Origin of the sequence: Streptomyces sp. NPDC024017 (genome assembly GCF_040638895.1) — a bacterium.
Taxonomy (GTDB): domain Bacteria; phylum Actinomycetota; class Actinomycetes; order Streptomycetales; family Streptomycetaceae; genus Streptomyces.
This window is the reverse complement of record NZ_JBEZYZ010000006.1, coordinates 48,533-60,595: the sequence shown is the minus strand read 5'-3', so window position 1 is coordinate 60,595 and position 12,063 is coordinate 48,533. Positions and strand designations below refer to the sequence as shown.

At 68.3% G+C, this 12,063-nt stretch carries 9 protein-coding genes, 2 tRNA genes and 2 pseudogenes; 9 read left to right on the top strand and 4 right to left on the bottom strand.

Annotated elements, in window-relative coordinates:
• Positions 1–12 precede the first annotated feature (12 nt).
• From AB0G20_RS17320 to AB0G20_RS17310, 3 genes are all read left to right on the top strand, one after another.
• Entirely contained in the window at positions 13–996 is a 984-nt protein-coding gene (locus AB0G20_RS17320; RefSeq protein WP_361302615.1) for a zinc-binding dehydrogenase, read from the top strand.
• Positions 997–1,065: 69 nt separating this feature from the next.
• Positions 1,066–2,568, top strand: coding sequence for an MFS transporter (locus AB0G20_RS17315; RefSeq protein WP_361302612.1), 1,503 nt, complete (start codon positions 1,066–1,068; stop codon positions 2,566–2,568).
• A gap of 76 nt (positions 2,569–2,644) precedes the next feature.
• Entirely contained in the window at positions 2,645–3,532 is an 888-nt protein-coding gene (locus tag AB0G20_RS17310) for an aminoglycoside phosphotransferase family protein (RefSeq protein ID WP_361302609.1), read from the top strand.
• 137 nt (positions 3,533–3,669) lie between these two features.
• Here AB0G20_RS17310 and AB0G20_RS17305 read toward each other — a convergent pair.
• Positions 3,670–3,734 (bottom strand) — tRNA-Thr (locus AB0G20_RS17305).
• Between the two features lie 277 nt (positions 3,735–4,011).
• Positions 4,012–5,571, bottom strand: coding sequence for a hypothetical protein (locus tag AB0G20_RS17300; RefSeq protein WP_361302606.1), 1,560 nt, complete (start codon positions 5,569–5,571; stop codon positions 4,012–4,014).
• Between the two features lie 310 nt (positions 5,572–5,881).
• Here AB0G20_RS17300 and AB0G20_RS17295 point away from each other — a divergent pair.
• Positions 5,882–6,087: pseudogene (locus tag AB0G20_RS17295) on the top strand (helix-turn-helix domain-containing protein).
• Positions 6,088–6,154: 67 nt separating this feature from the next.
• A pseudogene (locus AB0G20_RS17290) lies at positions 6,155–7,530 on the top strand (tyrosine-type recombinase/integrase).
• Between the two features lie 45 nt (positions 7,531–7,575).
• On the opposite strand, the gene AB0G20_RS17285 reads toward AB0G20_RS17290, so the two are convergent.
• Both AB0G20_RS17285 and AB0G20_RS17280 read right to left on the bottom strand, forming a co-directional pair.
• Positions 7,576–7,649, bottom strand: a tRNA-Thr gene (locus AB0G20_RS17285).
• Between the two features lie 92 nt (positions 7,650–7,741).
• Positions 7,742–8,158, bottom strand: a complete 417-nt coding sequence (locus tag AB0G20_RS17280; RefSeq protein WP_361302603.1) for a DUF3224 domain-containing protein — start codon at positions 8,156–8,158, stop codon at positions 7,742–7,744.
• A 100-nt stretch (positions 8,159–8,258) separates the two neighbouring features.
• On the opposite strand from AB0G20_RS17280, the gene AB0G20_RS17275 reads away from it, so the two are divergent.
• The 4 genes from AB0G20_RS17275 to AB0G20_RS17260 all read left to right on the top strand — a co-directional run bounded on the left by AB0G20_RS17275 (position 8,259) and on the right by AB0G20_RS17260 (position 12,016).
• The gene (locus AB0G20_RS17275; RefSeq protein WP_361302600.1) at positions 8,259–9,227 is read left to right on the top strand and encodes a WYL domain-containing protein; all 969 of its coding nucleotides are present in this window, start codon (positions 8,259–8,261) and stop codon (positions 9,225–9,227) included.
• A gap of 206 nt (positions 9,228–9,433) precedes the next feature.
• A complete protein-coding gene (gene ugpC / locus AB0G20_RS17270; RefSeq protein WP_361302597.1) occupies positions 9,434–10,516 on the top strand; it encodes a sn-glycerol-3-phosphate ABC transporter ATP-binding protein UgpC in 1,083 nt (360 codons plus the stop codon).
• 218 nt (positions 10,517–10,734) lie between these two features.
• On the top strand, positions 10,735–11,184 hold the full coding sequence (locus AB0G20_RS17265) for a hypothetical protein (protein ID WP_361302594.1): 450 nt from the start codon (positions 10,735–10,737) through the stop codon (positions 11,182–11,184).
• A gap of 100 nt (positions 11,185–11,284) precedes the next feature.
• Positions 11,285–12,016, top strand: a complete 732-nt coding sequence (locus AB0G20_RS17260) for a nucleotidyltransferase family protein (RefSeq protein ID WP_361302591.1) — start codon at positions 11,285–11,287, stop codon at positions 12,014–12,016.
• The last annotated feature ends 47 nt before the right edge of the window (positions 12,017–12,063 follow it).

Genomic DNA, 12,063 nt, shown 5'->3' with positions numbered 1-12,063 from the left:
AGAGGAGTCACCATGCACGCCATCCGCCTGCACGCCTTCGGCCCGCCCGAGAACCTCACCTACGAGCGGGTCGAGGACCCACGGCCGGGCCCCGGCCAGGTCCGTATCGCCGTACGCGCGGCGGGCGTCCACCTCCTGGACACCGCTCTGCGCGAGGGCATGCCGGGCGGCCCGGCGAACGAGCGGGCACCGCTGCCCACCGTCCCGGGCCGCGAGGTCGCCGGTGTCGTCGAGTCCCTGGGCGAGGGCGTCGCCGGGCCGTGGCTCGGCAAGCGGGTGGTCGCCCACCTCGGCTTCGTCCCGGGCGGCTACGCCGAACTGGCCGTCACCGAGGCCGAGCGCCTGCACGAGATCCCCGGGAACCTGGACTTCGCCGAGGCCGTCGCCATGATCGGCACGGGCCGTACGGCGATGGGCATCCTGCAGTTCGCCGACCTCGGCCCCGACTCGGTGGCCGTCGTCCCGGCCGCCGCCGGAGGCATCGGCACCCTCCTCGTGCAGTACGCCAGGAACGCCGGGGCGACGGTCGTCGGACTCGCGGGCGGACCGGAGAAGACCGCGCGCGTGCAGGCGGGCGGCGCCGACCTCGCCGTCGACTACAAGGACCCCGCCTGGCCCGCGAAGGTCCGCGCGCACCTCGGCGGTCGGACCGCGACCGTCGTCTTCGACGGCGTCGGCGGCGACATCGCCCGCCAGGCCGTCGCACTCCTCGGCCCCGGCGGCAAGCACATCGTCTTCGGCTGGTCCGGCGAGGGCATCCAAGGCGGCGGCCCCTACCTCGTCGACGGCGTCTCCGAGCAGGTCCTCGGCCCGGTGATGCTGCAGAAGGCCGGCGGGCCCGACCCCCTCCGCACCCTCGAACTGCGGGCCCTCACCGAGGCCGCCGCCGGCCGGCTCACCCCGGCCGTACAACGCTTCCCGCTCGCCGAGGCCGCCGCCGCGCACCGTGCGCTGGAGACCCGGGGCACGACCGGAAAGGTGGTTCTGGAGCCATGACCCGACGCCCCACCGGCGGCGACGAATCCCGCGGATGCAGCCCGCCCCGATCCGTGGTCTTCTGACGAGATGAGTGGCACCCGGACCGGCGATCAGGGCCCTCCCGTGGACACCGATCCGCGCCGCTGGTGGGGCCTGGTCGTCATCGCCCTGGCCCAGCTGATGGTCGTGCTCGACGCGACCATCGTGAACATCGCCCTCCCCTCCGCACAGCGCGACCTCGGCATGTCCGACGGCAACCGGCAGTGGGTCATCACCGCCTACACCCTCGCCTTCGGCGGACTGCTCCTGCTGGGCGGCCGGATCGCCGACCTGGTGGGCCGCAAACGGACCTTCGTCATCGGACTGGTCGGCTTCGCCGCCGCCTCGGCGCTCGGCGGCGCCGCGACCGGAGCGGGCATGCTCTTCGGCGCCCGCGCGCTGCAGGGCGCCTTCGCCGCCGTCCTGGCCCCCTCCGCGCTGTCCCTGCTGACGACGACGTTCACCGACCCCAAGGAGCGCGGCAAGGCCTTCGGCATCTACGGCGCCCTGGCCGGCAGCGGCGCCGCGATCGGCTTCATCGTCGGCGGGCTGCTCACCGAGTACCTGGGCTGGCGCTGGTGCCTCTACGTCAACGTGCCCATCGCGATCGCCGCCGTGCTCGGCGCCCTCGCCCTGCTGCACGACCGCCCCGGCCACGCCGGCGCCCGCCTCGACGTCCCCGGCGTCCTGCTCGGCTGCGGCGGCCTCGTCGCGATCGTCTACGGCTTCAGCGAGGCGGAGTCCCGGGGCTGGACGGACCCGATGGTGCTGTCGCTGTTCGCCGCCGGCGTCGTCCTGCTCGCGGTGTTCGTGTGGTGGCAGTCCCGGGCGCCCATGCCGCTGCTGCCGCTGCACATCATCCGCGACCGCAACCGCGCCGGCTGCTTCCTGACCATGGCCCTGGCCGTGATCGGCATGTTCGGCCTGTTCCTGTTCATGACGTACTACCTCCAGGCCGTCCTCGCGTACTCCCCCGTCAAGACGGGCCTGGCCTTCCTGCCCCTCACGGCCGCGATCATCATCGGCTCGACCCAGATCTCCGCCCGGCTGCTCCAGCGCGTGCCGCCACGGATGCTGATGGTGCCCGGCATGGTCCTGGCGGCGGGCGGCATGGTGATCCTGACCCAGATGACGACGCACTCGTCCTACGCCACCGAGATCCTGCCCGCGCTCCTGTCGCTCGGCCTCGGCATGGGCCTGACGTTCATGCCGGTCTTCGCCACCGCCACCGCGGGCGTCGCCCCGCAGGACTCGGGCGTGACCTCCGCGACGGTCAACACCTCGCAGCAGGTCGGCGGCTCCATCGGCACGGCCCTCCTCAACACCATCGCGACGACCAGCACCGCCACGTACGTCACCGCCCACCTCACCGACCCCTCGGACCGCACCCGGGTCGTCCGGGAGGGCGTCGTCCACGGCTACACCGTCGCCATCTGGTGGGCCGCCGGCATCATGCTGCTGGCCGGCCTGATCGCGGGCCTGATGGTGACGACGAAGGCCCCGAAACACGGCACACCGGCGGACACGCCCGTGCCGGAGCCGGTGGCCTGAGGGACGGGCAGCGGCCGGACGAGTAGCGGCCGAAATCCACATGACCCACCCGGCGCGCCCCACTACCGTGCCGAGAGTGATCGACATTCCCCGGGAACTGGCGGCATCACAGGAGAAGTTCAACGGCGGGGCGGGCCGCGCCTTCATCGCCGGACTGCCCGGGCAGACGGCCCGCTTCCTCGACCACTGGGACCTGAGACCCGACGGACCGCCCATGCACGGCGTCTGCGCCCTGGTCCTCCCGGTCCTGCGCCGCGACGGCACCCCCGCGGTCCTCAAGCTCCAGATCCTCGACGAGGAGAGCGAGGGCGAACCGGTCGCGCTGCGCACCTGGAACGGCGACGGAGCCGTCCGCCTCCTCGACCACGACGAGCCCACCGGCACCATGCTGCTGGAGCGCCTCGACGAGACCCGGATGCTCTCCCAGGTCCCCGACGCCCACCAGGCGGTCGTCACCCTCGCGGAACTCCTCGCCCACCTCACGTCGTGCCCGGCCCCACCCGGCATGCGCCGCCTCGGCGACATCGCCCAGGGCATGCTCGACCAGACCCCCTGGGCCCTCACCCGCATCCCCGACCCCGAGGCCCGCCGCCTGGTCGCCGACTGCGCGGCCGCCGTACGCGAGGTCGTGGACGAGCCGGGCGACCGCCTCCTTCACTGGGACCTCCACGACGAGAACGTCCTCGCCTCCGACCGCGCCCCCTGGCTCGCGATCGACCCCAAGCCCCTCGCCGGCGACCCCGGCTTCGAACTGTGGCCCGCGATCGACAACCGCCACGACCCCGACGACATCCTCTGGCGCTTCGACGCCATGACCGACATCCTCACCCTGGACCGCCCCCGGGCCCGCGCCTGGACCCTGGGCCGCCTCCTCCAGAACGCCCTGTGGGACATCGAGGACGCCCGCCCCATCGACGACACCCAACTGGAAATCGCCCGCCGGCTCCGCGCCCACGGGTGCTGACCGGCGCCGCCGTTCTCTCTTCAGCAAGTTCCGCGACGCCCGACGGCCCCCTGCCGGACCCGCGTCGGCAGCCCATCCGCTGAGGACCGCTGACAACGAAACCCCAGGTCAGAGCAATCCGACCTGGGGTTCAGCGGAGCCCCCTGTCGGATTCGAACCGACGACCTACGCATTACAAGTTGTCCGACCTTGGTCCAAGGGCGTCCGTCGACGTCCGCAAGGTGGCCAACTTTCCTGGTCAACGATGGGAAAGGACAACGGTGGACGCAGGTGGATACTGCCGGATCTACGGGCAAGTGAGACTGCGACTGAGACCGTGCTCATGACTGTTGACACCGCGGATAGCTGGTCCGCCACGGCCCTGAACGGGCCCACGAGTGACGCTATCCTTCAGCGATTGCACCTTTTCAGGGTACAAATTCTCTCAGAAACTCGCCGCATTTTACATTTCAGATCGGCAACCCAGACCCTGTGTGGAGTCATCCGACCCTGATGTGATAAATAGCCAAGAGAATGAAAGCGGTAGCCAAGAGAGCGAACAACTCGAACAAAAGAATCGACTGGCGAATACGCCTGACGAAACTACTCAACGTGGAAGTATCTCTGATAAGAAGGAAGGATGCCGCAAAGGCTACTGGGACAAGAATCAGAGTGGCATCTTTCGCGGTTAGTCCACGCGAAACAAGAGACTCCTTTGAGGGTTTCTCTGGAATGGGCGGCAGGCCGCGAGAAAGCAACAGATAGATCCCAAAGGCCGTGATTACCATGGTAACCCAAAGCATGGCGGAGTGAATTCGAGTAAGACGCAAGGGGCACTTGATATAGATACGCTCCTTTCGATCTCGGGACGAGTCGTACCGAAGGTAGAGTTCGAAAGTATTCGCCTCTTCGTCAACCGAATCTCGAATAGTGCCCCCTACCTCGTCCTTCACAATTGGGCGATGCTTTAGACGAACGGCCGTGTCAGAGATTGTGACTACGACATGGTTGGTCTCAGCGTCAGCAAACGCTACCATCTGCCAAGCCTCTTTGCGCCAATACTCCAACAGGGAGAGCCTCCTCCTGCTATTCGGGCTGAAGTAGATGGCGCGCTTTTCTTTCATACTGATTGTGAACGGTTTATCGGTCGGGATCGAACACTTAGCAAAGGCCATCCAGCGATAGCCGTACCCGAAATAGGCAGAGATGAACTTAGCAGCATCTGGGTCGCCCCGATGGGCCCGGGCGTCGGCCTCCTCCACCGCAACACAAAGGAGACCGAGCAGGAGCTGAATGTCAGGCGATCCAATAATTCTTTCCGGCTCGCGCCCCTGCTCTCGAATTTCCCTAAACAAGTGAGGAAGCGCGATAAGCGGATTCTCTGCACCGCTCAAGCAATCTGGAACAACGTGCCTTCGGGCAACCGTCCCAATGCGCTGAGCCAACGCCTGCCACTCCGAATAGTGGCGCGCGATATCGAAAGGGAATTGTCTCCATTCAGACATCAGATACTCGTGCTGTGCGTCATGGATGGCACTTTCCATCCAAGCGTCAAAGTTTTCCATTGAAAAGCGGTGATATTTCTCCCAAACGGCTTGATAGGCGTGAGATGGGCAATAAAAGAGAGACGCGAGGAAGTCCAACAAATGCACAGGAGTCGCTTGCGGAATCAGGCCCGCGATCTTGCCCAGGTGAATGACATGGCCTGCCTCGATACGGGCGCCTTCATCCTTTGTGATTCGATAAACAGGATTCCCGGCAACAGTGATCGTGAGATCCAATAGCGGAATCTTGGGAAGCTCCGCGATTGGCAACACCAACTCAAGATTGCCGTCTGGCGTTCGATGCCGAGCGAGCACCCTTCGCCAATCACACCCTCTGTTCCGAAGGTCAATCTCCCCCATCACCTCGGTCATTGGTTTGACGTGAATCTCTCGATCGCGTTCCGACCAGAGAGCACTTGAAAGCACTACTCGCTCAATGGCTCGAAGGCGCCATCCTTGCAGGTCGGAAAGGAGCGCCAAAGCGGCTTGGTCATACCGATCGTAGGGCTTACTCATTGGGATGGAGCCGCCTAGGGTGAGATCGACAACCTACTCACTTCTCTTGTATTCGCAAACCTTGAGCTTCGCACTCACGTTGATCCATATAGCGCAATCGCTTCACACGGACGTATCGGTGAAAATGCATCCGAAGCAGTGCTGAAGAGTGGGACTGAAGGGGCACGGCGCCGGCTGGCGTGCAACATGCTGGCCAGCTCTGCCATGCGCTGGACGTGGCGGAGCGCCCGCTCGAAAGTGTCCCCCTTGGGATGAGTCACTCGACGTTGGGACCGCGCCGGGCACCACACTCACTGCTTCAACGACTCACATGTCCGCCCCCGTCGGCCGACTCCCAAGCCCGAGGAAGCTGCCGAAGCGCTCGCCATCGGCCGATCCACCGTCTACGAGCTGATGGCAGAAGGCGCCCTGAAGTACATCAAGTTGGGCCGCACCCGCAGGATCCGGCGAGCGGACCTTGAGGAGTACGTGGCGAACCTCGCCCCCCTCTGCCCAACTGACCCCAGCACGTCCTGAGGCGCCCCGAGCACTCCGCTCGGGGCGCCTCCTGCATGGAGGAGCACATGAGCCCCGCAAGCCCAACATGGAATCGACCATCTACTTCGGTGCGGACGGCTGGTGGCACGGACGCGTCACGATGGGCGTGAAGAACGACGGCAGCCCCGACCGCCGGCACCGCCGCGCCAAGACCAAGGCGGAGGTTCGCCGCAAGGTCCGGGAGCTGGAGCGGCTGCGTGACCAGGGACGCGCGACCACCGCGGGGCGAAAGCCCACCGTCGCGCAGTGGATGGCGACCTACCTCACCGACATTGCGAGCCTGAAGCTTAAGCCGCGCTCGCTCGATGACTACTGGTCGAAGACCCGCAACGACATCATCCCCGGCGTCGGCCAGCACCGCATCGACAAGCTTCAGCCCGAGCACCTGGAGCGGATGTACCGGGCCATGCTCGACGCCGGCCACGCTCCCTCGCACGTCGTGAAGGTGCACCGGATCCTGTCCCGGGCCCTGAAGATTGCCCACCGGCGCCGCATCGTCGGCGAGAACGTGGCCACGCTCGTGGACCCGCCGAGCATCGACGAGATCGAGGCCAACCTCTTCACCAAGGAGGAGGCCAAGGCCTTCCTGGAAGCCGCGTCGAAGCGACCCACGTTCATGCGGTGGATCGTCGGCGTCGGCATGGGGTTCCGGCAGGGCGAGACGCTCGGCCTGCGCTGGTCGTACGTCGACCTGGAGGCGGAGCTGTTCCGACCCGAGTGGCAGCTCAGCGCCTCACGTGGCGGCACGGCTGCGCCGACCCGCACGCCTGCGGGGCACGCCTGCACCGCTTCGAGTCGTGCCCCGCCGGATGCGCCCGGCACAAGAGCTACAAGCGAGGCTGCCCGAAGCCGTGCCCCAAGACCTGCACGAGGCACGCGAGCGCCTGCCCGCAGCGAAAGGAAGGCGGGCTCGTCTTCACCCGCCCGAAGACCAAGAAGAGCCGGAACGCCGTCCCGATCCCGCCCGTGTTCATCCCCTCCCTGCGCGAGCACAAGGCCGGGCAAGAGGAGCTGCGGGCCGCCGCCGGCGAACTGTGGCAGGAGCACGACGTCGTGTTCTCGCGGCCGGACGGGCGCCCGCTCGACCCGCGCGCCGACTACGAGGAATTCAAGGAGCTGCTCAAGGAGGCCGGGATCGATGACCGCCGCCTGTACGCCGGCAGCCGCCACACCGCTGGCACCATCCTGAACGAGTTGGGCGTGGACATGCCCACGATCATGGAGATCCTCCGGCACACCCAGATCAGCCAGACCCGGCGATACGTGAAGGGCCGATCCCACCTGTCCAAGGACGCCATGCGACGGATGGGCGAGTTCTTCGTGCCCGCGCCCACCACCGCAGATCCGGGCCCCACTGAGACCAGAACTGAGACCGCCGACACCCGCGCGGCCCGCGCACGGCGCCGCCGCCGTATCCGCTGACGACAAAACCCCAGGTCAGACAGCATCCGACCTGGGGTTCACCAGAGCCCCCTGTCGGATTCGAACCGACGACCTACGCATTACAAGTGCGTTGCTCTGGCCAGCTGAGCTAAGGAGGCGGGACCCGTGCACCGCGTGACCGCGCGCGAGGGCGGCTCCACTGTACACAGAGCCCGTTACGCCGAGCCACGACGTTCCGTTCGGGGTGGGGTCACGGCGTCTCGTACTCGAAGCGGTACGCCACAGCCGTCTCACCGTGCCGTGCGGTGAAGGCGCCCTTGCCCTTCAGGCCGGTCAGCCGGCCGCTCCCCGAGCCCGGCACCACCTCGAAGGTGCAGTGCACGGTTCCGTCCTCGTCGAACCGCCCCCGCTCCTCGACCGCGAAGCTCCCCTCACGGCCGTCGACGCGGCCGGTGAGGAGTTCCATGCCGGCGAAGGAGCCGGTCTTCGCGGTGACGTAGACGATCGAGTACTCGCAGTGCGTGCCGGTCGCCTCGATGCCGCCGGTGAAGGTGTTGCGGACGGAGGCGTGGGCGAGGCGGGGGTTCGCGTCCTCGCCGGGGCCGATCACGCGTTCCTGCCAGTCGGCGAAGGTGAAGTGACCGGTGGTGGTGCGGGGGCCGGGCATGGGTGGTCCTCTCGGTGGGCCGGATGTCTGTGACCAGCCTCGACGCCGTACCTGACATCTCCTGTCAGGTACGTGGACGTACGCCGCGACAATGGCCCCCATGCGCGCCGACCGGCTCCTCTCCCTGCTCCTGCTGCTCCAGAACCGCGGGCGGATGACCGCGCCCGAGCTCGCCGCCGAGCTGGAGGTGTCGGTGCGGACGGTCTACCGGGACGTCGAGGCGCTGGGGGCGGCCGGTGTGCCGGTGTGTGCGGACCGGGGGCCCGAGGGCGGTTACCGGCTGGTCGACGGGTATCGGACGCGGCTGACCGGCCTGACCGACGCCGAGGCCGGTTCGCTGTTCCTCGCCGGGATGCCCGGCCCGGCACGGGACCTGGGGCTGGGGGCGGTGCTGGCCAGCGCCCAGCTGAAGGTCCAGGCGGCCCTGCCGGCGGAGTTGTCCAGGCAGGCGCGGCGGGTCCAGGAGCGCTTCCATCTCGACGCGCCGGCGTGGTTCCGGGAGGCCGACCCGGTGCCGTGTCTGGAGGCGGTGGCCGCGGCCGTGTGGGATCGGCGGGTGCTGCGGCTGCACTACCGGCGGTGGCGCGGCGAGGTGCGCCGGGAGGTGCGGCCGCTGGGGCTCGTCCTGAAGGGCGGCATCTGGTACCTGGCCGCCCTGGCGGAGGAGGCCGTGCGGACCTACCGGGTGTCGCGCGTGCTGGCCGTGGAGGACACGGGGGAGATCTTCGAGCGTCCCACGGGGTTCGACCTGGCCGCCTACTGGGCCGAGTCCTCCCGGCGCCTGGAGGCCGCCCTGCACCAGGGCACCGCCCGGCTGCGGATCTCGCCCCGCGGGCGGCTGCTGCTGCCGATGCAGTTCGGCGCGGCAGGCGTGCGGGCTCTCGACAGCGCGGGCCCGCCCGACGGGGACGGCTGGGTGGAGGTGGAGCTCACCGTCGAGTCGGAGGCGGTGGCCGTGGGCGATCTGCTCCGGCTCGGCACGGAGGCGGAGGTGCTCGGCCCTCCCGCCCTCCGGCAGGCCGTCGCCCGGGCGGTGGCGGTGCTGGCGAACCGGTACGGAGAGCCGTGAGCCGGTACGGACAGCCAAGAGGTGCCGCTTCGAAAATTTCCGCGAAGTTCACAGGCCCGGAACTACTGACAGACGTGTGAACGCCAGGTACCGTCCTGAGCCAGTTCACGCGTGTGGACTACACCACAACGGAACCACCGTCGTGGCACCGCCTTCCTACTCGGATCGTCCGGCACGTTCCTGCCGGTAGAAGGGGTTCATTCACCATGGCCACTGTCTCGTTCGACAAGGCGACCCGGATCTACCCGGGTTCCACCAAGCCCGCCGTCGACGCGCTGGAGATCGACATCGAGGACGGCGAGTTCCTCGTCCTCGTCGGCCCCTCCGGCTGCGGCAAGTCCACCTCGCTCCGCATGCTCGCGGGGCTCGAGGACGTCAACGGCGGCGCCATCCGCATCGGCGACCGCGACGTCACGCACCTGCCGCCGAAGGACCGGGACATCGCCATGGTGTTCCAGAACTACGCGCTCTACCCGCACATGACCGTCGCCGACAACATGGGCTTCGCGCTCAAGATCGCCGGCGTCAACAAGGCGGAGATCCGGCAGAAGGTCGAAGAGGCCGCGAAGATCCTCGACCTCACCGAGTACCTGGACCGCAAGCCGAAGGCCCTCTCCGGCGGTCAGCGCCAGCGTGTCGCCATGGGCCGCGCCATCGTGCGTGAGCCCCAGGTGTTCCTCATGGACGAGCCGCTGTCCAACCTGGACGCCAAGCTCCGTGTCTCCACGCGTACGCAGATCGCCTCGCTCCAGCGCCGCCTGGGCATCACCACCGTCTACGTCACCCACGACCAGGTCGAGGCCATGACGATGGGCGACCGTGTGGCGGTCCTCAAGGACGGTCTGCTCCAGCAGATCGACACCCCGCGCAACATGTACGACAGGCCCGCCAACCTCTTCGTGGCCGGCTTCATCGGCTCCCCGGCGATGAACCTCGTCGAGGTGCCGATCACCGACGGCGGCGTGAAGTTCGGCAAGTCGGTCGTGCCGGTGCAGCGCGACGCGATCGCCGCCGCCACCGACAAGACCGTCACCGTCGGCGTCCGCCCCGAGCACTTCGAGGTCTCGGACGCCGAGCAGGGCCTCGCGGTCACCGTGAACGTCGTCGAGGAGCTCGGCGCCGACGCCTACGTCTACGGCACCGCCAAGGTCGGCGACGACTCCATGGACCTCGTCGTCCGCGTCAACGGCCGTGACGTCCCGGAGAAGGGCAGCCAGCTGCACATCGTGCCCCGCTCCGGCGAGACCCACGTGTTCTCGACGTCGACCGGTGCGCGCCTGTCCGACTGATCAACCGGCGAACGCACAACCCCGGGTGATTCACCCAAGTTGACGAAGAGGGCCCCGCAGCGTGCTGCGGGGCCCTCTTCGTTGTCGACAAATACCCCGGCAGACCGGACGTTTCGAGCTTTGTGCGTCAACGCCCTACCCGGAAAGTGGCACTCTCTCATCCCCCGAACCGGTGACTAAATGTCTACAAACCACTACCGGGCGCTACCCTCACACGCGTGAAGCACTCCATGAACCAACAGACGCGACGCGGCCGGGGCCCCGCCCGCCGGATCGGCCGCACCCTCGCTTTCGTCCTGCCCGTCGTCCTGGTGCTCTCCGGGACCCTCGCGGTCACCCGAGTCAACTGGTCGGGGAACTCCACCGACCCGGTGCTCACCGCCGCGGACACCTCCGTGGGCACCCCACGGGCCGCCAAGCGCGCCCCCCAGGACGTCCTGCGCGACAAGCTGCTGACCGAACTGCAGGAGGAGAACCCGGGCGTCGCCCTCACCCACCTCCAGCAGGCCGTCAACGGCCGCCCGTCGCTGGCGAAGCACTGCGCGTCCATCGCCCGCGCCCTCGGCCAGGCCGCCGTCCGGGTCTACGGCCCGACCCGCGCCCAGTCCTACGCCCGCCCGGTCTGCGACACCTCCTTCGCCACCGGCGTCGCCGCCGCGCACAGCTGAGCGCACCGCCCTGCCACCGGGTGGGAAGTCCCTGACGGCTGACGCGGGAACTTTCGTCAGCCGCAATCCCCGGGCGGGACGCCACGTACAGTTCGTTCTCATGAGCGATCCGAGCGCCGCGTCCCGCCCCGTTCAAGCCGTCGTTCTGGCCGGTGGCCAGGGCTCCCGGCTGCGTCCGTACACCGACGACCGGCCCAAGCCGATGGTCGAGATCCCCGGGACGGGGACGCCGATCATCGGCCATCAGCTGTCCTGGCTCGCCGACGAGGGTGTGACGGACGTCGTGGTCTCCTGCGGCCATCTCGCCGAGGTGCTGCAGAAGTGGCTGGAGACGGCCGAGTTGCCCGTCTCCGTCACGACGGTCGTCGAGCCGGAGCCGCTCGGGCGCGGCGGCGGTCTCAAGTACGCCGCGGCCCATCTCCCCCACCCGGACCAGCCCTGGTACGCGACGAACGGCGACATCTGGACGCGGTTCTCGCTGCGCGACATGGCCGACTTCCATGCCGAGCGGGACGCCACGGCGACGCTGGCGCTGGCACGGCCCCGGCTGCCCTGGGGGGCGGTGCAGACCGACGGGTTCGGGCGTATCACCGACTTCATCGAGGCGCCGCCGTCGACCTTCGAGATCAACGCCGGCGTGTACGTCTTCTCCCCTGAGTTCGCCGGGCTGTTGCCGCACCGGGGAGACCACGAGCGGACGACGTTTCCGCATCTGGCCCGTGAGCGGCGGCTGGCCGGGTTCACGATCCCCCAGGGGTCGTACTGGCGGGCCATCGACACGGCCAAGGACCTGACCGAGGCGGCGAAGGAACTGGCGGCGTTGGGGCGCTGATGGCTCCGCCGGTCGCGCCGGTCGGCGAGGGGCCTGACGTTCGTCGA

Bases quoted from the DNA above. Each gene is read 5' to 3' on its own strand.
- AB0G20_RS17320 (WP_361302615.1), top strand. From the start codon at position 13: ATGCACGCCATCCGCCTGCACGCCTTCGGCCCGCCCGAGAACCTCACC.
- AB0G20_RS17315 (WP_361302612.1), top strand. From the start codon at position 1,066: ATGAGTGGCACCCGGACCGGCGATCAGGGCCCTCCCGTGGACACCGAT.
- AB0G20_RS17300 (WP_361302606.1), bottom strand. From the start codon at position 5,571: ATGAGTAAGCCCTACGATCGGTATGACCAAGCCGCTTTGGCGCTCCTT.
- AB0G20_RS17280 (WP_361302603.1), bottom strand. From the start codon at position 8,158: ATGCCCGGCCCCCGCACCACCACCGGTCACTTCACCTTCGCCGACTGG.
- AB0G20_RS17275 (WP_361302600.1), top strand. From the start codon at position 8,259: ATGCGCGCCGACCGGCTCCTCTCCCTGCTCCTGCTGCTCCAGAACCGC.
- ugpC (WP_361302597.1), top strand. From the start codon at position 9,434: ATGGCCACTGTCTCGTTCGACAAGGCGACCCGGATCTACCCGGGTTCC.
- AB0G20_RS17260 (WP_361302591.1), top strand. From the start codon at position 11,285: ATGAGCGATCCGAGCGCCGCGTCCCGCCCCGTTCAAGCCGTCGTTCTG.